The organism is Desertivirga arenae (assembly GCF_017355785.1).
Lineage (GTDB): Bacteria > Bacteroidota > Bacteroidia > Sphingobacteriales > Sphingobacteriaceae > Desertivirga > Desertivirga arenae.
Map to the genome: position 1 here is coordinate 83,718 of NZ_JAFEWE010000018.1, position 22,293 is coordinate 106,010.

At 40.3% G+C, this 22,293-nt stretch carries 19 protein-coding genes; 6 read left to right on the forward strand and 13 right to left on the reverse strand.

Features of this window, described 5'->3' with window-relative positions:
• Positions 1-41: 41 nt before the first annotated feature.
• From J4N24_RS23465 to J4N24_RS23485, 5 genes are all read right to left on the reverse strand, one after another.
• Positions 42-1,526: a PAS domain-containing sensor histidine kinase gene (locus tag J4N24_RS23465; RefSeq protein ID WP_207536184.1), complete on the reverse strand. Its 1,485-nt coding sequence runs from the start codon at positions 1,524-1,526 to the stop codon at positions 42-44.
• A gap of 4 nt (positions 1,527-1,530) precedes the next feature.
• Positions 1,531-2,328, reverse strand: coding sequence for an alpha/beta fold hydrolase (locus tag J4N24_RS23470; protein ID WP_207536185.1), 798 nt, complete (start codon positions 2,326-2,328; stop codon positions 1,531-1,533).
• A 7-nt stretch (positions 2,329-2,335) separates the two neighbouring features.
• Complete coding sequence (locus tag J4N24_RS23475; protein ID WP_207536186.1) at positions 2,336-2,728, reverse strand: BLUF domain-containing protein; 393 nt, start codon at positions 2,726-2,728, stop codon at positions 2,336-2,338.
• A 299-nt stretch (positions 2,729-3,027) separates the two neighbouring features.
• A complete protein-coding gene (locus J4N24_RS23480; protein WP_207536187.1) occupies positions 3,028-5,112 on the reverse strand; it encodes a sensor histidine kinase in 2,085 nt (694 codons plus the stop codon).
• Between the two features lie 113 nt (positions 5,113-5,225).
• On the reverse strand, positions 5,226-5,618 hold the full coding sequence (locus tag J4N24_RS23485) for a PAS domain-containing protein (protein WP_207536188.1): 393 nt from the start codon (positions 5,616-5,618) through the stop codon (positions 5,226-5,228).
• 185 nt (positions 5,619-5,803) lie between these two features.
• Here J4N24_RS23485 and J4N24_RS23490 point away from each other — a divergent pair, with 185 nt between their 5' ends.
• Together J4N24_RS23490 and J4N24_RS23495 are read left to right on the forward strand one after the other, a co-directional pair.
• Positions 5,804-7,540: a CHASE3 domain-containing protein gene (locus J4N24_RS23490; protein WP_207536189.1), complete on the forward strand. Its 1,737-nt coding sequence runs from the start codon at positions 5,804-5,806 to the stop codon at positions 7,538-7,540.
• Between the two features lie 953 nt (positions 7,541-8,493).
• The gene (locus J4N24_RS23495; protein WP_207536190.1) at positions 8,494-8,847 is read left to right on the forward strand and encodes a response regulator; all 354 of its coding nucleotides are present in this window, start codon (positions 8,494-8,496) and stop codon (positions 8,845-8,847) included.
• A gap of 131 nt (positions 8,848-8,978) precedes the next feature.
• On the opposite strand, the gene J4N24_RS23500 is transcribed toward J4N24_RS23495, so the two are convergent.
• Positions 8,979-9,398 carry a hypothetical protein gene (locus J4N24_RS23500; protein ID WP_207536191.1) on the reverse strand — a complete coding sequence of 140 codons (420 nt, stop codon included), beginning with the start codon at positions 9,396-9,398 and terminating at the stop codon, positions 8,979-8,981.
• A gap of 100 nt (positions 9,399-9,498) precedes the next feature.
• Positions 9,499-10,311 carry an alpha/beta fold hydrolase gene (locus J4N24_RS23505; RefSeq protein WP_207536192.1) on the reverse strand — a complete coding sequence of 271 codons (813 nt, stop codon included), beginning with the start codon at positions 10,309-10,311 and terminating at the stop codon, positions 9,499-9,501.
• 149 nt (positions 10,312-10,460) lie between these two features.
• Between J4N24_RS23505 and J4N24_RS23510 the strand changes: the two genes are divergently transcribed.
• Together J4N24_RS23510 and J4N24_RS23515 are read left to right on the forward strand one after the other, a co-directional pair.
• A complete protein-coding gene (locus tag J4N24_RS23510; RefSeq protein ID WP_207536193.1) occupies positions 10,461-10,754 on the forward strand; it encodes a hypothetical protein in 294 nt (97 codons plus the stop codon).
• A gap of 61 nt (positions 10,755-10,815) precedes the next feature.
• Positions 10,816-11,448 (forward strand): hypothetical protein, encoded by a 633-nt coding sequence (locus tag J4N24_RS23515; RefSeq protein ID WP_207536194.1) that lies wholly within the window; start codon positions 10,816-10,818, stop codon positions 11,446-11,448.
• A 44-nt stretch (positions 11,449-11,492) separates the two neighbouring features.
• Here J4N24_RS23515 and J4N24_RS23520 read toward each other — a convergent pair whose 3' ends face one another.
• The 5 genes from J4N24_RS23520 to J4N24_RS23540 form a co-directional block, all read right to left on the reverse strand.
• The gene (locus J4N24_RS23520; protein WP_207536195.1) at positions 11,493-11,693 is read right to left on the reverse strand and encodes a hypothetical protein; all 201 of its coding nucleotides are present in this window, start codon (positions 11,691-11,693) and stop codon (positions 11,493-11,495) included.
• Between the two features lie 202 nt (positions 11,694-11,895).
• Entirely contained in the window at positions 11,896-12,885 is a 990-nt protein-coding gene (locus J4N24_RS23525) for a YhdH/YhfP family quinone oxidoreductase (RefSeq protein ID WP_207536196.1), read from the reverse strand.
• Between the two features lie 191 nt (positions 12,886-13,076).
• Positions 13,077-15,563, reverse strand: a complete 2,487-nt coding sequence (locus tag J4N24_RS23530; RefSeq protein ID WP_207536197.1) for a TonB-dependent receptor — start codon at positions 15,561-15,563, stop codon at positions 13,077-13,079.
• A 173-nt stretch (positions 15,564-15,736) separates the two neighbouring features.
• A complete protein-coding gene (locus tag J4N24_RS23535; protein ID WP_207536198.1) occupies positions 15,737-17,005 on the reverse strand; it encodes a DUF1501 domain-containing protein in 1,269 nt (422 codons plus the stop codon).
• Between the two features lie 21 nt (positions 17,006-17,026).
• Positions 17,027-18,985 carry a DUF1800 domain-containing protein gene (locus J4N24_RS23540; protein WP_207536199.1) on the reverse strand — a complete coding sequence of 653 codons (1,959 nt, stop codon included), beginning with the start codon at positions 18,983-18,985 and terminating at the stop codon, positions 17,027-17,029.
• 126 nt (positions 18,986-19,111) lie between these two features.
• Here J4N24_RS23540 and J4N24_RS23545 point away from each other — a divergent pair, with 126 nt between their 5' ends.
• Both J4N24_RS23545 and J4N24_RS23550 read left to right on the forward strand, forming a co-directional pair.
• Positions 19,112-20,956 carry a WG repeat-containing protein gene (locus J4N24_RS23545; protein ID WP_207536200.1) on the forward strand — a complete coding sequence of 615 codons (1,845 nt, stop codon included), beginning with the start codon at positions 19,112-19,114 and terminating at the stop codon, positions 20,954-20,956.
• On the forward strand, positions 20,953-21,591 hold the full coding sequence (locus J4N24_RS23550) for a DUF2306 domain-containing protein (protein WP_207536201.1): 639 nt from the start codon (positions 20,953-20,955) through the stop codon (positions 21,589-21,591). Before J4N24_RS23545 ends, J4N24_RS23550 begins: the two co-directional genes overlap by 4 nt.
• 7 nt (positions 21,592-21,598) lie before the next feature.
• Here the strand turns inward: J4N24_RS23550 and J4N24_RS23555 are convergent, their stop codons facing one another.
• The gene (locus J4N24_RS23555) at positions 21,599-22,267 is read right to left on the reverse strand and encodes a class I SAM-dependent methyltransferase (protein WP_207536202.1); all 669 of its coding nucleotides are present in this window, start codon (positions 22,265-22,267) and stop codon (positions 21,599-21,601) included.
• Between the last annotated feature and the right edge of the window lie 26 nt (positions 22,268-22,293).

The following is a 22,293-nucleotide window of genomic DNA, read 5'->3' on the forward strand; positions in this document are numbered from 1 at the left end:
GTGCTTTCCAGATGTTGAGTACACCATAACGGAATCACCTTTTAGCTTTGAGAAAGCGGCAAGGAAAAATAAAAGCTACTTCCTTTATTTATCTCACTATTAACAAAAACTCTGCTTTGGTGGTGCCGGAGGATATTCTGGATAATATAAAGCCCCAAACCTAAGCCCGCCGCCTTATTGTTATTCTTTGTATCATTCACCCTGTAGTACTTTTCAAAAATCAGGTCGAGCTGTTCCTGAGGGATACCAACTCCAAAATCCCTGATTTCAATCTTCACTAAAGTCCCGCTAGCATTCGGTTCCAAATAAACCTCTACTTGGTCTGCATCAGGAGAATACTTAATTGCATTATTTATCAAATTAATTACAACCTGCATAATCCTTTGCCTGTCAGCGAAAACGGCGAGAGACAGGGTAGGATCGAATTGGGAAATTATAGTATGAGAGCGACGGGCAGCCGACACAATATCAATACATTCTTGCAGAGCTTCTGTAATAGAAAAGGTAGTGGGGTTTAGTGAAAGTTGATTAGCATCTATTTTAGATACGTCCAATAAGCTGCTTGCTAGGAATTCCAAAGAGTTAAGAGAGATATTAGCTCTTGAAAGAAAGTTTTCAGCATTGGCAGGCAGAGCTATTCTCTGAAGGATCTGATGGTAAGCCTTGAGACTGGTAATAGGGGTTTTTAGTTCGTGACTTGCAATATTGATAAATTCATCGCGGCGTTGGATAGACTTTACCTGACTGTCAATATTTGTACAAGAGCCTATCCAACGCGCCGGGGCGCTTGCTTCTTCGATATAAACCTCGCCCTTAATTAAATGCCACTCAAATGAATCAGCCTGATTTTTAAGCCTTATTTCGACTGCAAAGCCCTGACGTTTATTTAAGCCTGTTCTCCAGGCCTTGAATAATTTGAAGCGATCGTGAGTACATACCTTCTCCAATGCGGTATTAAGCGAAAATTCAGCAGTATTGAAATATTGATAAAATCGTCTGTTAACATAATCGATCTTACCATCCGCTGCGGCTGTCCAAATGATCTCTGGGTTAAAGTCAGATAGCACCTCGAATCGTTTGCGCTCTGCATCTGCTTTTTTCTTGGATAACAGTAATTCCTGTTCGTAAAGCTTACGCTCCCTGACGTCGTAAAGCGTGGCATTTACAGCTTTTACCTGGCCATCTTCTGCTTTAACGGAGACTGCACTTAGAAAAACAGGAAAAGAACTTCTATCTTTTGCCAGGATATCGTAGCTAAGCTGATTAACCACACCCGTAGCATTTACCAGGGGGCGAAAAAACATCTCAAAATGGAGAGCAGCGCCTTTAGAGATAAGGTCAGTAAATTTCTTCTTGTATAGCACCTCCTCTGAATTGTAGTTCAACCACCTGAGGAGCGTTCTATTTATCTTGATTATAGTTCCATCAGGCAGGAATGATAAATAGCCACAGGGAGCATTTTGATAGAGTTCTTCTGTATCAATTAATTCATCCACCACTCTCCGGTCAATATTACTCAAACTCAATATTCTAGTTTAAGAATTGCTTTATTGCTTTTATTGTTTCTTGTGGCTCACTGATATGTGGACAATGGCCACTTGCTTCCATCAGATACAATTCATTGAAAGGAGTGTGTGCCTTAATGTAGTTTCCAATACTCATTGGTGCGATTATATCATCTGTACACTGAAGTGTAAGACTCGGTACTTTTAGTTTTGGCAGGTCTGTCCTATTGTCCGAAAAAAAAGTAACCCTTGCAAATTCCCGTGCTATTTCTGGGGTAGTAGAGCAAAAACTACTGGTTAGAAATTCTCCTAATTCAGGTCGTTCTGGGTTTCCCATTATTGCAGGTGCTAGTTGAGATGACCAGCCTAAATAATTGGAATCCATAAAATCAAATAGAGCTTCAAGGTCAGCCCGTTCAAACCCGCCATGATAGCCTTGGTCGTTTAGGTACCGTGGAGAAGGACCTACGAAAACAAGTTTTTCAAAGAAAGAAGGCTCATCAATAGCAGCCAGCATTCCAATCATACTGCTCACTGAATGCCCTATGAACACGACATTCTCTAAATTGAGCTCCTCACAGATCTCAAGAACATCTGTGGCATAACCGTTAAGACTTCCATATCGTGAGGAATTGTAAGCCTTTAGGTCTGACTTGCCGGCTCCGACATAGTCAAATAACACCAGCTTGTAGTCGTCCTTAAACGTATCTTTCACAAATTGCCAGGAGTTTTGATCGCAACCAAATCCGTGAGCAAAAAGCAGAACTTTCTCGCCATTACCTCTGATGGTAACGTTATTCCTTTTGGATATACTATTTCTCATAATGTTATTATTTAGAACTTATACCCGAGTCTATAATAGACAAAAGTGTTATGCTTTTTTCAGTAAAAACTTCGAAGGAAGCTTCTTTCGTTTCCAGATTTGTTTCCTTTTTCTCAAAGCCCATACTCCAGTCGGGAAAAAAACGGTCATTAACCGGTCCCTCTCTTAGCGTTTGAACGTTATAGTGACGCGCATCGCGAAGAAGGTTTTGATATAATTGCTTGATTTTGTCTTCTTTTCCTTCAATTAGTTGCAGGTACATGGTGTCGAAGCAAACTAACATACCAGTAACCTCATTTTGAGCATTTGCCGCACGTGCTACATCCAACAGATCCTGCAGTTCCTGATCTGACAAATTCCTTGTCGGTGTACTAGAATAGATAAGATGATATAAGCTCATATGCTTTTCTCAGTCACAACGAAAATTTTACACACTAAACTCCCCGTGTTAACAGCAGACCTTAAGCAATGTTTGAGGTGAGTTGAAATTTAATAAAGATTTGGATACGCAGCCTTTGGTGTAAAAAAGCGCAGATGAGATATTTTTTAGATGGATCTATAAAAAAGGGCCAGATTGCTCTAGCCCTACATCTACCTATGAAAAACTTTGCTTTGGGAGCAATACACGTATTACGTGACTTATATCGCTAAAGTTACAGTTAGGTTAAAATAAAATGAAAAAACCTTCGTTTAAGCCCTTTACACTTTCAGCAACCAATCTTCTCCCTCATTTCCATCATTAAATAGGCGTGTTACAACCTTTCCTTGTAAAATGTCTACACTTTTATGGGCAGACAATTGGCTGAATGTGCTGTTTGAATAGATCCAGGCAAAATGCTTTAATCCTGCTGCTTCCATCATAGGAAACCATTCTTTGCCAACCCACTCCGCAGCATCTGACCAGGTCCCTAACACGCTTCGGTTATCATTAAGAACTTTTGTCAGACCTGTTTTTTTAAGCATATCCAACATCTTTAAACACCCCTGGCGAACCGACTCGTTATTCTGAAAGCCTAACCAATTAACATATAGAAATTTTTTTTCCTTATTTATAGAAATTGATATATGCAAGTTGGAGTAGTGATCTTCGGCATCGACTTCTTGAGTGACAGTTTGTAAACCTTTAACGGGCAACATGAAATAAAAGGTAGAGCCTTTGCCTTGCTCGCTTTCAATCCAGAATCGCCCTTTATGGCGGTTTAATATTTCAGATACGATAAATAACCCGAGCCCCATTCCCTGAAAATGCATTGCTGTTTCTTCGATACGGTAAAAACGCTCAAATAGCAGGTGAATCCGATCTTGAGGTATTCCTACACCAAAATCTCTTACTGCAACTACAAGATAATTCTGAATAAGGGAAGAACTTACCACTACCTTTGTTGCCTGAGGGGAATACTTTACAGCATTACTTAGCAGATTATTCAACACCTGCTCGAGACGCTGCGAATCGCCCTCTATCACTGCGTCTTGATTCTGTTCAACCTCGATCTGATGGGTAGTGACAGTAGATTGAAAATTACTGACAGCTTCCTGCAAAAGATCGGCAAAATTTAGTTCTGTTATTTTATAATCGAGCTTTCCTGCGTTGATCTTAGAGATATCCAGAAGATCTGTTGTAAGTTTCTGCAATCTGTCTAGCTGCTTCAGCGCCCCTGAGACGAATTTTTCAATCTGAGGCATGCTTGCAGTACTACGCGCTACTATTTGAAGAAAAGCCTTAGCACTGGTAAGCGGCGTTTTGAGTTCATGGCTAGCAACACTGATAAACTCATCCTTCTTGGTAGATAATTCCTGGATTGCCTGAAGCTGCTTTTCTTCCTGCTTACGCATTTGCCAGTGCTCGTACTGATGCTGTAAATATCGTCCGCACAAACGAAAGAACTGAATATAAAGTTCGTTACAACTGGTTCGGGAGCTCAATCCCAATAAAACATAGTTACGGCACTTGAAATGATTATAGGAATATGGAATTATATAGCAAAAGGTTGGATCTTCTTGCCAAGGCTTTAGATCGAATTGAACACCATTTTTAAGGATCTTTTGACTCTCAAAAACCCCTTCTTCTGAAAGGTTTCGAATAATATGTACTCCTTCGGCACTTAAAAAGCCTTTAATTTGTGGATCACTGTTACTTAAGCCAAATTTTGACAGACAGGAAAATGCTTCCTTTTCGATGTTATACTCAATAAATAAAGAGTAAGGCAAATCTTTAGGGTTATGAGAAAGTTGAAGATGACTTTCTTTAAGGAAATCTCCGGCAGCAGTACTATCAAAAGCTACAGGTAAAGTGTTCGCTAACATCTCCATCCGGCGCTCATGCAATACCCGATCTGTTGTTTCTAAACAACTTAGAAACACCCCACCTATTGTTCTATCTATCTTTCGGATAGGACTATAGGAAAAATCAAAATAGGTTTCTTCTGTATACGAACCGCGTTCGAGGAATAAATTGAAACCGGGGAAGCCGAAGCTTTCTCCTTCACGTAATACCTTTCTGAACATTGGTCCAATTACCGGCCAGATCTCCGGCCAGGTTTCCCGCGTAGATTTTCCTATCTCATCGTCTCCTTTTGCTCCTAAAATAGGAACGTATGCATCGTTGTAAAATTGAATGAATTCCTCACCCCAGGCCACATACATTGGAATACGGGATTCTAGCATGGTAGAAACTGCATTATGAAGCTCGGGCGGCCAAACTTCGATTGTTCCTAAGCTGCTATTATGCCAGGGATATGCGTTAATTAAACGCGCCATCCTGCTGTTCTCAACAAAAAATTTCACGCAATTAAATTATCCTATACAGTTTTGCTACCCTAGAACGGGGTAGTATCTCATCTTGTGCCTATGAAAACAAGGAATTTTATTATTTGTTCGGAGGGTTTAAGCAGCACAATTTAATCAATATCGCTGTCTCCTAGCTCTGAAGTAAGCTTCGTAAATCCAATAACTGATCCGTCATCATCATGAAGAGCCGTTATTACTATTCTTCCCCAGAAGGTTGTCCCGTCTTTCCGCAATCTCCTTCCGATATGTTTAGCCCGCCCTTCTTTAATAGCCTGTTTTAGTAAGGCTTCCGGAAGTTGAGCTTGCCTGTCTAAGGGTAAGTAAAAAAGGCGGAAGTTTTGGCCAAGTATTTCATCTTCTCTATAGCCTTTAATCTTTTCTGCTCCTTTATTCCAAGTCAATATGGTTCCATCGATATCAAGTAGGATAATTGCATAATCTTGTATTTCTGCAATCATTCTTTGATGTAACTTCTGTAATATTTCCACCTTTTGTGTTTCCATGGGATGTCTGGTTTGCGAATCTACGCACTAAGAAACATATATTGGTTAGCACATTTACTAATAGTAAAACATTACCTGGGAAAAAGGTTTTCAAAAAAGAACCTGCTTTGTGCCAGGCTAGCTTCTAACCTACCAGAACTTTGGCCGGCAACATTCCGTATACGGCTAAAATTTTTATAAGAAATATGTTCAAATCCTTCAGTAAGAACCTGGTTGTTGGATTAGTTGTTACAACTGCCTTGCTGGTTACCTTAACGGTTGTGTCTTTCTTATCGGTAAGAAGGTCAGAAGGGTCGCACAAGTGGCTGCTTCATACTCAACTCGTTTTAAGGAAGGTAAACTTGATTAATATCTCTCTGCTTAAAATGGAGGAGCAGGCCAAGAACTATGTGTTGACGGGCAGAAAAGAGGACTATCAGCAATACGTTAATTCAACTAGATTTGTTAGTAAGGATATACCCTACCTAAAGAATTTAGTGGCAGATAATGCTTCCCAGCATAGGAGGATCGAGTCGCTGGAAATTTATACAGCACAAAGGATCCAGGAGCTGAATAAATTGGTTGATTTCAGAAAGACAAATCCCTCATCTCCAGCCCTACCTTTAATACTCCAGGCGAACAGCAGTGATACCCGGTCTGCGTACGAAAAAAAAATAGATGAGTTCAGACAAGCAGAGCGAAGGCTGGGAAAAATACGAACCGATGGAAGTAATAGAGATAGCGCGTTCTCGCTTGCCGTCCTTTTCTCCAGCACTGTTCCCGGATTTGCCTTTATCTTCCTGCTATTCTTCTTTATACGGAAGACTTTTAAGGAGAAAGAGAATTTAAATAGAGACCTTTTAGAGACTATCGGGCGCCTACAGGAACAAGATAAGACCCTGGAAAAGATTAAGGAGTTCCAATTTCTTGCAGATTCACTTCCTCATATTATCTGGACTGCCAGTCCGGAAGGAAATACAGATTACTTTAATAAGTTCTGGTACGACTATTCGGGATTGACCCGCCAGGAGAGTATTTCAGGGGGATCAAGAGCACTAATACATCCGGACGATCTGGCCATGAGTCTGTCTGTAAGGGAAGAAAGCTTCCGGAAAAAGGTTCCTTACCAGATAGAGCTGAGAATAAAGAACGCAGCAACTGGGGAGTATAAATGGTTTTTGGCTAAGGCTGCGCCTTATTTCGATAATCACGGTAACGTACTCAGGTGGTTTGGATCGAGCATTGATATTGACGAGTATAAGAGAGCATTGGATCTGGAAAATAAGATCACCCAGTACGAAGATTTTAACCGCATTGTTGCACACAATCTGCGTGGCCCTGCAGGTAGCATTGATATGATGCTTGATCTGATCGCAGACACGGAAGCCGAGGAAGAACGAGCAGAATACTTTGAATTGCTTAAAGGGTCGAGCAAAAGCTTAAATGCCACGTTGAACGATCTAATGAAAGTGCTTGAGATCCGGCTGAGTAAGCATGTGGAGAAGGAAGATTGTGAATTGGAAAGCATGATTAAAGGTGTATGTACCATGCTCAACGGCCAGATTGCAACAAAAGAAGCTAAGATTTCCCTGGATCTGGATATAAAGGTTATTTCTTATCCTAAGGTTTATCTGGAAAGTATCATTTATAACATGGTTAGTAATTCGCTGAAGTATAGCAAGGATAATGAAATACCGGTAATTCAGATAAGCAGTAAGCGTGAACTTAACCGGACAGTACTACGCTTTAAGGACAATGGTTTGGGCATCGATCTGAAAAGGCATGGTAAAAATCTTTTTAAGATGGGCAAAACTTTCCATGCCGGGTATGATAGCAAAGGTGTTGGATTGTTCATGACTAAAACACAAATTGAAACCTTTGGTGGATCAATTGAAGTTGAAAGCGCACCGGGAGAAGGTTCTCAATTTACTGTCACACTCTGAGGATCTGCGGGCTGATCGAGACCACTTTTAATAGGAAGTGAAGTAATTTTCTTTATAAAGAACTATTGCCTTCACTACGATGCAAGAATTTTCTCTTTATTATGTAACGTTTTCAATTAATCTTCGTAATAGTTATTATTGCTCTCATAGCATTGTTTTTCATAGGTAGATGTAGGGTCAGACTAGTCTGGCCCTTTTTTTTCAAATTCCTTAATGCTCTTATTTACTAATCCTGTAAATGCCTCGTTGAATTCTCTTACTAAAAAGTAGCGATTCTGTCATGCTAAGCTCTGGCCTAGATTCTTCTATTGAAACAATAAAGTAATAAGTGGAGCGTAGAACGATCAGATCGCAAGCTTACTAAAGCAGAAACTTCCATTTAGATTCTGCAGCACAGCTTTTGTCGGGGGCCAGGTTGCAGCAATAACTAACTCACCATAAAGAAGGAACAGCGGGCGATTACCGAAGATTTCTGTAGAAGGTTGCACCTTCGCAGGTATTTGACTGATTTATTTCATAAAAAAGGGCCAGATTTCTCCGACCCTACATCTACCTATGAAAAACAATTGCTTTGGGAGCAATGACTTTAATACTGCAATTACTGCCCTGAGGTTACATGTTTTTTCACATTTATTATAAGAGCCAGATTTTCAGTAAATTAATTTTCAACAACCCCAAATTGTTTATCGAAGCAATTACCAATAATGCTTCCCATTGGTAGTTGAAATTTTCTTTCTTACCTATTTCAGTAGTATTAAGCGGCTTTATATAAAATTTTCTGAAGGATCCAGGTTTATTAGATTCCTTATTAATAATGCCTCAATTGCTTTAAGGGAATTAAAAGTCTTTATTTAATAGTACTTTCGGCCCAAACCAGCATTATTGCTCAAAGCAGAATGCAAATTTGACAGAAAAAGTCCAATAGTTGATTTCTTACTATTAACCCATTTAATATGAAAAGAGTCTTAATTATAGACGACGACGAAGATATAGCGAGCATACTTAATCTAATTTTCCTTGATCTGGGTTTTGAAACTCACACCTATTCCAAGGCCACTTCTATTCCAAATATTACTGAAATTAAACCTGATCTAATTTTATTAGATGAATGGCTTGCTGAAATAACAGGCAGCAGCTTATGCAGAACTCTTAAAACTAACCCGGAGTTGAAAAATATTCCTATTTACCTGGTCTCTGCAGTACAAGGGCTTAAAGAAATAGCTAAGGATTGCTACGCAGATGGCTATATAGAGAAACCCTTTGCACTGGAAGAAATAGAGGCCATAGCTAAAAATATAGGACGATAGAGCGTATTCCTATCTTATAGATATAAAATTGCAGCAAGAATGTACGAGGCTTATAGATAAATGCAAGATCAGATCTTTATTAAAAAACTGCCTGGAGTATTAAAACATCCACTCCAGACAGTATCTAACAACTACAATTTTTGAAAAGTTAATAAATCAGTTCCTGATGAACTTCCTGATGAGTGTTCTAATTGAACCTTGCTACTGGTAGTGTTTATTACTCTCCAGTCTTCGTTCAACTCCATGAACGAAGTGTTTGAGCCGAAGTTAAGCAAAAGCTGAGCCTCATCGTCGTCATTACGGATGCTCCAGCTGCCTGTTACTGTTGGCGAACCAGACCGCGTTCCTGTTACCACTCCGTTATCAGTAAAATCAAATTCATACCCATTAAAATCATTTACTGCTGTACCGTTTTGCGAAAATAGGGCTATTTTCCATCTGCCTTCCAAAATAGCCCGGGCAGTGGATGGCCCCTCATCATCTTTACTGCAAGAAGAAAGAGTAACAAAAGAAATGAATAAAAGAATAAAGGTTGTTCTCAAGTAAGACATAATAGAATAATGTTTAATACTTGATAATTATCCCCAAAACGTAGAGAATGTTTTGGCTTTTTGATAATTGGGGAGCTTTAGGACAAGCTGGACATTTTGTCTACAGGGCCAGGAAATCTTGAATAGCAGCTATTACTTCTTCAGGTGCTGAAACATGAGGATAGTGCCCTTCTGCATTGACCATCACAAGCTTACTGTCCTTTATGCGTGCATGTAAATACTCTGCTACCTCTTGAGGAACTGCAATATCTTTTTGGGCCTGCAGGATCAGAACTTTATTCTCGACGAATTTTAGGATCAACCTGAAATCGGACTGAAAAATAGATTTGGCCACTTCCAAAGAAATGTCTGGTCGCAGCGAAAGGAGGCTGTCTTCAAACTCTTTACTTAAGTCGGGTTTATGGTCGTTTCTCATCGCTACTTTAGAAAAGCCACCCACCCATTCCACATAGTTAGCGCGCATCTGGAAATAAAGACTGTCTAATTCGGCCTGGTGAAACCCTCCTACATAGTTCTTATCATTCAAATATCGCGGTGAAGCTCCAATCAGAACCATTTCTGAAAAAAGTCCAGGAACATTTAGAGCTGCTAACAGCCCGATCATACCACTAACAGAGTGTCCAACAAAAACAGCATCCTTCAACTGAAGCGCTGAACAGATCTCCTGCAAATCGTCTGCATACGCATCGAGACTTCTGTATTTCTCAGGAATGAAGCAATCAAGATCTGATTTTCCAGCCCCAACGTTGTCATATAATACAATTCTGTAATTTTCGCTAAAAGCCGGAACAATCTTTCCCCAAATCCTTTGATCGGTACCAAAGCCGTGTCCGAACACCATGGTTTTAGTGCTTTCAAGGTTTCCTGCGATCTTTATATTATTTCTTCTGAAAATACTGGGAGATGCTATCATTGATTCTAAGGTCAGTGCTCTATCAAATTTATTGCTTTTACTTTAAACAGGAAGGTAGGTTACAGTAAAATTTTCATCCTTTTTTCTATTGCAAAAACCTTGCTAATGAGAGAATTTACTATTATCGCATTCTTTAATCCTGGCTTAAAATGAACGGCAATTCTCCGCATATACTTAATACCTCATCTAATCTGTTAGGTTTTTGCTTTCTTGTAATTACTTCTCTAAAAATTGGCAATCGCACCGACCAGTCTGTTATAGATGAGATTTTAGTAATAGGTGCCCTCATTTTTATGAGTAGCACTATATTTTCCTTCCTCTCTATAAAAACCAAAAGCGAGACTAAAACTGTATTCTGGGAGAACCTCGCCGTTTATTGTTTTCTTGCCGGATTGTTTATCCTGCTCATCGTCATATTATTAATTGCGCTTGACCTGCTTTAAATATAAGATGTTGTGTAGCATCGGGTATACTTACTTCGTACAGTAATTAAACACATCCAATATGTTCAGACTTACTTTTTCAATTCTCCTTGCCGCTGCACTGCTTTCAAGCTGCACAAAGGATAATAATAATCCTCTTGTAGATAACGAAGAAAAGCTTTCTATCAACAAATACAGCTACAAATCCCTCAATGTAATGGTAGATTCTCTACAGTACAATAATCCGATGCAGCTTGATTTAAATGGAGATGGATTTATTGACTACGTGCTTAGCTCTGTATTATTGGAAAATAACGATCTACCATATCTCTATTTATATATTAACAGAAAAAGCCCTAACCAGAACAGGATCATTGTAAGACAGGGCGAGGAACTTCCTCTGAATGCATTATGGGGAGTCCCACTTGAAAAAGACTTTGTAGTACAGGAGAATTTATCTTCCGGTCTGCTCTGGTCTCTTGATCAGTATAAAACTGCTCTCCTAAATGTATCAGAAACAAGTAACTCACGCACTTTCGGAGGAGAATGGCTGGGCAAGAAGGAGAAGTTTCTTGGTTTGCAGTTCTACATCGAGGGCAAAAAGCATTACGGCTGGCTTAGAATAAGTCATAACTTAAACCAGGCGAAGCTCGCAATACAGGACTATGCCTACAATAAAATTGCAGGACAACCTATTAAGGCTGGCGAAAAATAGTTTTCTATATTTGTCTGACCCGTAGATAACAGGTCAGACCTTTTCTACTTTTGAATAAGTACTTCTCTCTTAGACTTTACCTTATAGCCTATATTATTTTCGGTTAAAATTTCTTTTACAGACATAAATTCTTCATCGGTATCAATAACAACCCTGTCGTTATTTTTCAAACCCGCAGCAAGGTCGGCATAAAGCGTTAATTCGACCAGGTCGGGAAAAGTGTATTTAGCAGATTTAAGACTCATAAGCGATTGTGTAAACAAAAAGGAAAAAACGAGAAAATTGTTTTAGCATTTAAGGTTAACAAGCGCTTCATCTACTGATAAAAAAAAACGCAGTATTTTTATCTATTGGCTATCCTAAAACTTAGCACAACTATTTGTAGATATGACTCCAATGAGTAACTAACAGCCAAATGTATATCCAGATCATCTAGCTGAGTGAAAATCAGTGTTTCAGGAGATATCTTCCCCGCGCATTTCCCTCCAGGATCTGCTCTAATTTTTCAGAAAGTTCCTCTATACTTATTATCCTTACCATGTTCTTAAGTTGCTGAGGCTTCCAATCGAGGGCCAGTAAGTTCCACACCTTCTGCCTGAGTTGCCGCGAAATAACTACCGAGTCTATTCCTGCCAATTGTACGCCTCGCAATATAAAGGGGAAGATGCTTGTACTTAAGGCAGGAGAAGAGACCATACCGCAGCAGGTTACCAGACCTCCATATTTTGTAGCTTTTAAAACCCCGGAAAGGATGTCCCCTCCTACGGTATCAATCCCGGCTGCGAAATGCTCTTTAGACAGTGGTTTAGTATTGTAAATGTTTATAAATTCCTGCCTGCTAATGATGGTACTCACACCTAAAACTTCCTTTAAAAACGGGTCCTCGGATTTACCGGATATAGCAGTTACCTTGTATCCCAGCTTTGATAGGATAGCTACAGATAAGCTCCCCACTCCCCCAGTAGCCCCACTCACTACTATTTCTCCTGCTTCTGGTTCGATTCCGCCTTCTACTAGTTTTAATACAGATAAACCCGCCGTTAAGCCTGCTGTACCGAAACACATCGCTTCTTCCGCACTTAGATTTTCGGGGAGTGGTAATACCCAGGAAGCAGGCACAGAGATGTACTCTCCAAATCCACCCCAGGTATTCATACCAAGGTCGAATCCTGTTACCAGCACTTCGTCCCCTTCCTGGATCGAAGGATCTTTAGAGCTAATTACCACGCCTGAGGCATCTACTCCAGGTACATGAGGGTAAGTTCTGGTAACGCCCTTATTTCCGCTTGCCGAGAGCGCATCCTTATAGTTGATACAGGAATACTGAACCCTGATGAGAACATCGTTCTGCGGTAATTTGGAGATTGGGATATTTTTAATTTGTTTGCTAAATCCCCCCTCAGTCTCCTCTATAAGTAGTGCCTTAAATGTATCCATATGTTATTGATAAAGAATTCGATTATTTTGTTCTACTGGGAACTAAAATATCAATAGCTTAACAATAAAAGAATGATGAAAGTCTTTTCAATATGAGCTTAGTTAAAATAAAAAAGTCCTGTCGTTGCCGACGGGACTTTGAATTGTAAGGAAAAACTAGGCGGGTTTTAAAGCCCGCCAGAAAGGGTATATTAAAATTTGTATGAAAGGGTTGTCATAAATTGACGAGGCGCTATTGGGTTAACACTATAGTTTTCATGAACAATATAGCTCAACTCGTCAGTGATGTTCGATACTTTAGCAAGCAATGAGAACTTTCTAAATGAATATCCTGCTGAAAGGTCAAAAGTAGTGTATGCTGAAAGAGGAATTAGACGATCGTTAGTAGTGGTTCTTCCACCTTTTCCATCTTTTTGATTATTCCAGCCAGCATTACGCTTACCTGTGTAAAAGGCTGATGCACCTAACTTTAAGCCTTGAGCTCTCCCTCTTTGGAAAGTATAGAACAAACTGCCATTAGCTGTATGAGCTGTTGTACCCACCAGTCTTTCACCTTCAATATAGCTATTTAACGTCTCGCCGGTCTTGGTAAATCGCATGAAATTGTAAGCATATCCTGAGATAAAGTTAAGGCCAGGAATGATAGTTCCATTTATATCTAGTTCAGCACCATCACTTGTTGTTTCTCCGGCAAACTCCTTCAGGTTTACATCAGCATTCGGAGTACCTTGTAAGTTTAAAGTTGCTGTTTGAGCAAGGTCGTTGTTGATGATCCTGTAATAAGAAATATTAGCAGAAAGCTTTCCTTTCAAAAAGTCATTTTTCACCCCCACCTCATACTGGTCAATTAAAGAAGGCTTCATAGCTCCGTTTGTGGCTACATTTATACCAGTATTAGTAACAAAATTATTGGAATAGCTAGCGAATATCGAAGTGCTTTCCAAAGGTTGATAAACTAAACCTATACGCGGAGAAATAGCTCTGTCGTACCGGTTGTCCGGTGTTGATTCCGGAGTTGTTCCTGCACCTAATTTTGCCCCATAGGCTACACGGTCGTCTGTGTTTACATCGTAAAGAATGCTTCTTGATGATTTTTGATACGTCCATCTAAGACCTGCCATAAATTTGAGCTTCTTAGTGATTGAAATTAAGTCCTGAAAGTATACTCCGAAGCGATAGGTTGGAACTTTAGCATACAGAGAATCTTGCGTACTCGGCATATCGGTACGCATTGAATTAGCATACATTGTAGGATCAAAAAGATTTATCTTATCATATGCAGCTGCAAAACGTTTGAAGGTTGTAGGGTTATTTATGTAGTTTTCAGCATCGCCACCAACGAGAATGGTGTGTGCTAATTTCCAGGTTTTAACATTTCCCGTCAGATTCACCTGACCGTTATAATAATTCTCATCGGTCTTAGTCCTTGTAATGCTTCTACTCCAGTCGCCCAGATTATTGGCTACTATCCTTTCTGTAGAAAAATAATCCCTTTTATACTCCTGAACGGCAATGATAGAATTCAGCTTCCAATTACTATTGATCTCATGATTCAAGTTAGCTGAGGCAGTGGCTTGTTTTCCCTTATTATAAGCCCATGGAGTGTTAAAAGATGCATTCCTACTTATGTTTGTTGGGATTGAATAACTTACTACGGTTGAACCATCCATTACCGATAAAGAACCTATACCGAAATCGGGAGTATTGTTATAATCAAGGTAATCCCCCTGAACAACAAGAGTAGTTTTATTACTAAATTTATAAAGTAGTGATGGATTTACGTAAGCTCTTTTAGATTCCACATTATTTCTAAAACTCTTGGCATTTTCGGCCGTGCCTACTACACGGAAAGCTAGTTTTTTTGAGATAGGACCATAAACGTCCACGGTAGGTTTGTAGAATTCATAACTTCCTGAACGTAAAGAAACCTCTCCTCCAAAATCGAACTTCGGTTGTTTTGTAACAAGATTCAATACAGCTCCTCCTGATACATTTCCATATAATAGAGCTGAACTTCCCTTTAAGATTTCAACGCTTTCCAAAGTGCTTGCTTCTGGAATAGCTCCAGAACTTACCCTTGAACCATTCTTAAATATGTTATTACTTCCAAGGCTATATCCTCTTGAATAGAATGTTTCTGAAGCACCACCTCTTGCAGAACCTATAGCAACACCATTGGCATTTTTCATGATATCACTTAAACGATTCACCTGCTGGTCCTGAATAACAGCACTTCCGATCACCTGCACCATTTGCGGATTATCCAGCGGCTTTATGGCAACCTTCCCTGCTGATACCGGTTTTTGGTTTACACTCTTATATCCTGTAACTACAACCTCACTTAACTTCTCGGCACTTTCTGAAAGGGTGAAATTCAAGTCGGCATTTTGTCCGGCTGCAACCGTAACTGTCGCTTCTTTTGAAACCAGGCCTACTGCAACTGACTTAACAACATACGTTCCCGGCTTAACATTCTTTATCGTATAAGAACCCTTTTCAGAGGAAATTGCTGACCTGTTTAATTCTTTAACTACTACAGACACTGCCTCTGCAGGTTTACCGTCGCTGGTAGTAACCGTTCCGGAGATCGTTCCGTGAGTTTGAGCCTGAGCATTAATGGTTAAGAAACCAGCCAATACCAGAAGGTTTAATTTAAGTAGGGTGTAAAGGTTGTTCATTCTTATTTAGATTAATTCTAACGGCGCAAAAATAGAAAGTCATTTTGTTTTCACAAAATTATTTAGAATTAATCTAACTAGCCTTTAGGTGGTTTCTAGTCCCCTTACTGCTATCTATTGGAAGTATGGCATTAAAAGAGATGGTTTATTGAAAAAGTATTAATACAAAGGGATTATCCTTTCATTAAACCGATGGTCTCACCTGTCCAATCCGGAAATAGCAATCCATTATTTTTGAAATTTAAATGCCTACTTGCAACCTCACTGAACACACTTCTAAAGTCTGTAGTAACAGCAAGATCTCGTCCGTCCTCCAAATTTTCCGGAGCCAGAGCCTGCATCTTTCCATGGACCTTCCCCCCATTGATGCCGTTGCCAAGGATAAAATTGCAGCTAGCTCTGCCATGATCCGTTCCACCTGTTCCGTTTTGTTTTACGGTGCGACCAAATTCGGTCATGGTCATTACTGTAACATCATCCTGAAAAGCACTTATATCTGTCCAGAAAGCCATTATACTATTACTAAGGTCTGCTACATTCCTGGCAAAAACGCCTGTTGCTGTTCCCTGATTGAAGTGAGTATCCCATCCTCCGGATTCTGTGAAGGCTACCTCCATCCCTACATCCATTTTAATGAGCTGGGCTATTTGCTTCAATGAATTACCGAGAGGTGAATTAGGATAAACCGCATTATTCGCAGGTCGATAATTCTTGACGTCGGTTTTCTGAAGCATCTTCATGGCGTCGAAGCTTTCCTTTCCTGTTTCCTTCAGCAAGCCGGAAGAGGTTTGATCGTAGAGTTCTTCAAAGCTTTTTGCTGCCATATTTGCCCCCACCGGATTTCCACGCATTTGAATAGAAAAATCTTCCAGGCTACTTATTGCCACAGCTGGATTATCGCCATAAAGTGAACGGGGTAAAGAAGAAGTCAGACTTACTGCCTGAAACGGGGTTGCTACTTCGTGCCCCATTAGTCCCACTGCACGGTTAAGCCAACCACTGGAGGTACCTTTACGGAAAGGAGTTCCAGACTCCATATAATCCTGGGCATCGAAGTGCGAGCGGGTATTATTCGGAGAACCGATGCCATGCACAATAGCTAGGCGCTTTTCCAGGAACATCGGTTCGAACGCTTTCATTGCAGGATGTAAACCAAAACGACCATCAAGGTCGATCAGAGGATTCGGATTGTTGCCTTTTGCAGCAGACATAAAAAGTGTAGGACGGGCTGCTTTCAGATAGTTATCAGTGAAAGGAGTAACGGCCATCAAACCATCCATCGCCCCACGTTGAAAGATGCAAACCAGTACCTTATTCCTTTTATAGGGATGTATGATCTTTTTTGTTTCAGCTGCACGTGCCAGGAAATTGGGCAAGCCGCCTAAGCTTATACCAAATAAGGCTAATCCACCTGCTTTGATAAAACCTCTTCTTGTTACCATGATTATTTGTTTGGGTCGTTTTTATCTGCGTTGAAATTCTGGGGAACCTATAATTACTCCTACTACCTGCGCCAGCATCGTATTAGTTCCGGTACTTGTTTGAAGCGAGATCTTGCCTGATTTATTGATACCTTTTACCTTCTGTGATCTATCACTTTGCAGCTGCATGTCGACTGGTGATTCCTGCATAGAAGTAGTAGCCTGCGAGGTCTTAGCTGCTGCTGCTTCCACCTTGGTATTCAAATTTGGATCGTTCAACAAGGGGGTAAGACGCTTCACTGTTACCTGCACATCTCTTTCCGGCAAAATCAATTGACTGTATTTTTGAAGGGCTGAGGCGGCGCTCTCGGGCTCATGGTTCTGATTTAATGCCAGCAGGTTTGCTTTTACTCCGGGAATTCTTCCTGATGCAATAGCGAGTCCGAAATTCATCCTGTTTAATAGGGAGCCTGTATTTATCCAATATTGACCGCGATCTGGAAAGCCGGTAGGAGCCTGGTAGTAGTAGATCTTCTGCCCCATCTTATTCATCCAGTTGAAAAGCTGGTAAGGCTGATCTACTTTAGCGTCGAGACACCTCACTGTACTGATAGCCAGTTCGAACGGTGATTTTGTTTTTTCGCGCAAAGCTTCTTTAGTCCAGAATTCAGGAGAGCTTACCATAGTAATTAATACTTGTCTTATATCTCCGCTCTTTTCAGTAAAGGTCTTTGCCATTTTATTGATGAGGGACGGGGAGGGGTTATCTGATACAAAGCGAATCGCTAACTTTTGAGATATAAATCGCGCAGTAGAAGGATGTGAGGCAAGCATCTGTAAAAGCTTCACACCTTCCTGATATCCTCCATCAATAAACTTCCTGCCAAGAACGATTTTCTCCCCTTCATCATGGCGGGTAGGTACAAACATGAAACCGCCCTCATGCACGTATCCTTTTTTTGCCATATTTTCTTCACCAACCCGTTCTATCAATTTGATGATCTGATTTCCAGCAGCTCCTTCTCCTGCCGGATAAACCGTCCAGCCTGTTAATACCCTTGCAGCTTGCGTTACATCATTTTGAGTATACCCCCCCTCAACACCAAGTGTATGTAGTTCCATAACCTCCCGGGCGTAGTTCTCATTTAGTCCCTGATTCTTTTTGTTTTTAGCAAGCTGACTTAAACGTTTGTTCATCATTGAATCGCCCTGCATCATCCCCTCTTCTGCATATTTCATTGCAGCGGCAACCTTAGGATTGTCTTTGGCAGGACCAGAGCTACTAAAATTATCGAGGTAAAAAAGCATTGCCGGAGATTTTGCCGTTGCGAACAGCAAGTCCTCAAAACGACCTAAAGAATTTGGACGTATCGCATCCCTTTCGTAAGGAAGAACATATTCAGCACATTGATTCTTAGTTAGGGATACATTGAAGTGATTGAACCAGAAATCTGTCAATACTTCCTGTAATTGATTTTTGGAATAAGCGGAACGAAGGATCTTTTGGTTAATCAACTCCCGGAACAGCTCCTGTTGCGGTTTGTAGCCTCTTTGTTCCATGTAATTACGGACAAGTCCCCTGTAACCCTGTTTACCAACTGATGCCACAGAATCTTTATCGATCACCCCTTCCTTTACCGCCTGGCGGATAATAAAACCATTTTGAGGGTAGGTACGAACGATCTCCTCAGAGCTCAGCTTTAGGGTTTTATAATCTGACAATAGATTATTGAGGGAATCATCTTCCAGACGGGCCTGCAATTGCTGATTAAACCATTTCTCCAAACCTTCCTTCATCACCTCATCTACCTGGCCAGGCTTTGCGCCATAGGTAAAACGGCTTAAAAGATGTACTGCCGCCTGCCTTTCTGTAAGCCCCGCTTGTTTATACGGAAATTTGTATTTGGGAGCACTATTAAAATTTTCAGAGCTAAAGGAAATAAAGAAGAGCGCAATAAGCGCTATCAAAAAAGTTGATTGCAGGGAAAATGGAGATTTCATAAAGGGTTCATCAATTGCAACTTAAGCTAAGACGAAGGGTCTGAAGATTGGTTTAACCGGAAAGAAAGATAAATTTGCGTATCGGTAACAAAAACTATCTTTAAAAAAAGAAATACCTATATTATCATGAAGAATAAGATCATCATTGCCTCAACTATTATCATAGTATTAATAGGAGGCTTTTTGTTTGGCAGGCAATGGCTGAACAAAAGTAATCCCTCCGAAGTAGATCAGTTCGTTAAAACCTTCATTTACTCGCTTGAGAATAAACCTGCAGATTCTGTAGTCACCCTATTTGATGTAAAACAAAAGAAAAAGGACCTTTTAAGGCTTGTTGATGTTCTGGCAGGACGTACAAGTTCGAATGGACGTTCAAAGCAATTGTTCAAGCGAAAGCTGGATAGTATGAAGGTGGAAGTGAAGGTTATCTCGGATAGCCAGTCGGAAGTGGTTATTCCCCTAATCTTATCTTACGAAGGCCTTTATGATCTAAAATCTTCCATCAAGCTTACTTTGCAAAAGCGGGATAAGAAAGAATATAAGATCATTCAATTTAATGGAGAAGACCTTTATACAGACTTTGTTGCTTATGAAAACGCTATCCGTTCGCTTACCATTCCTGATAAGGATATTTACGACCCTTTAACACTCACAGCTTTTGAAGGTGCAGAGAAACTGAAAGGCAAGTATGATTCGGTGATCTGGTTCAGTTACCTGGATAACAAGCCTCTCTATTACGTGGTAAACGGTGAATGGAGTATGCCCGAAAACCTGTTTGGTGAAGAGAACAGAGAGGAGAAACCATACCAGATGGGTCTGGTCAGTGCGGATTTTAAGGAGATAATTCCTGCCCGTTTCGACCTTATCCATAATATTAACGGGACTTTTGAGGGCCTAATTGAGGTTGAGAAGAACGGAAAGAGAGGATTCTATGACCTTCAGGGAAAGAATATAGTTCCTGTTGAATATGATCAGATCATTCCAATTGAGGACGGCGAGAAAGTAGCAGTGGTTGGCAGCGGAACGGACTATTTCTGGCTCAACAAGGACTTTAGCGTTTCAGAAAGAGACTCCTCTATAAAAATATCCGACATCCTTAAGAAAGTATATGTTTACCGGAACACCTACAATATCAGTGAAAACAATGTCAAAAACCTGATAGAGTTTAACTCTCGCCAGGATCATAATGCCCTTTATATCCCTCCTTCCCACCTGTCTGACTGGGGGATCCTCTCACGAGCTCAACAGTTCAAAAACCCGCTTCGGCATAACGTTGAATTTTATGACATGAGTTCTTCCGTGCAGGTAAAGTTCGCTAAGACGGATGAAGACTCGAACTGGCTGGAAACCGTTCTTTCATCCATTAGGGATAACTATGTAGGCGGAAGGTCTGATTTCTATGAAAAAAAGAATGTCATGATGATCGACCATAGGAATAACAAACTCTACAGCTATACGATCTGGGAGGATGAGGAAATGGGGGAGGCTGTAAATTGTAATAACATCTTTCAGACCAGAGCTCTTTCTGACACGTTAATCGAAGTAAAAACATCAGGATCAAACTATTTGGGGATTTCGGGAAAAGACCTGACAGAAATGCCTTTTTATCACTATATCAGTTTAAAAACAGGTAAAGCAGAAGGATTACCAAGCAAACGTTATTTTAATTTTACGGAGTATGTGAAGTTAAACGACTCGTATATTAAAGGGTGTTATGTATATGGCGGTAAGCAGTTAGACAAACTACCTAAGGATGTTCTAACCTTTATGAAAATGGAGATCTACGCCAACTATAACTATAATTTTCCAGACAATAAATGGAACGAAGTTTTTAATGATATTTATGGCGTTTACAAGCCGGAGAATTCGGATGTGGAGCAGTACCTGACGGAAATTGACAAATACAACATCAAATGGCTCGACCAGAGAATCAAAGGTCAGAGCAGCGAAAAGCTAGCCATATCCAAATGAGATTAAATGTGCTTCTGAGATATCTTGCTTTTTTTTGGATCGCTATATTAAGCCTTGCTTCTTTAGAATATTGGCAGCTAAAACCACAAACGGGCTTCCTTCAATTGAAGCAGGCAGCTGTAGCAAGCGGCTGGTATTTGCCAGCCTTCTACAGTCATATTTTCGGCAGCAGTGTTATCCTCATCTGTGGCTACTTTCAGTTTGGTAGAAAAAGTTTGGAGAAAGCTTCGCAGCATAGGGTCCTGGGAAATATATATGTTTTCGGGACCCTCTTTTTCGCCTCGCCGGGAGCCTATGTTATGAGCTTTTTTATCGACAGAGGCATAGCTGTACTTCTTTCTTTCCTTGTTCAGAATACCTTATGGATCCTGTCGACAGTTGCTGCTATTTATTACATAAAAAAGGGCAACATGAAAGCGCATAGTGATATGGCTGTGAGAAGTTATAGTCTCGCTTTCGCGGCAGTTACCTTACGCTTTTATGTCTGGCTATTTAACATTTTTGGCAACGGAGCTGACTTTCAGCATAACTACGTAATTATTGCCCTTTTAAGTTGGGTTCCCAATCTTCTTATTGCTGAATTTTTAATAAGAAGAAAGGTATATTCAGCGGCCATACCGGGAGACCTGCATTAGCCAAATACTATTTCTCTACCAGCCAGGCATCATAAATCAACCACTGAAAAAACTTCGTCACCTTCTTGAAACCCTCCGATTTAAGTAAAGATATCAATTCCTCTTCTGCAATATAATGCAGATCGTTCACAATATGATTTAATCCCTTCGGCAAGGTGTCATCATCTATATTGAGCTCCTGATAAGTTTTGAACAGCTCGAAATTCTTGTTGAAACTATTTTTACTTCCTGTGATATCGGCGAGAATAAAAACCCCACCCTCATTCAGGTGCTTGTAAATACAGTGATAGATCTCCTTCTTTACCTCAATTTCAAAAAAATGAGTGACCAGGATACAGGTGATCGCATCGAAACTCTCATGGATATTTTCAACCGTGCCTTTAATAAGCCTTACATTTGGCAGTTTAGCGGTTTTTTCAGTCGCCAGAGCTATCATTTGTTCTGAGGGATCCACACCTACAAATTCCCATTCAGGTCTTAATCGGGCAAGAATATTCAATTCATTACCTGAACCACATCCTACAACCAGTACTTTATGATCCGCCGCGGGGGCAAGACGGCTTTTCAGCAGTGGAAATAACAGCTCTATTAAATTGTCATAGCCAGGAAACCATTTTCTGATAGAGCTATCATAATGCGATACCCTGTCGCCTTCGAAAGATTCGATTTTCTTCATAGAATAGTGTGATAAGGATTAGACGA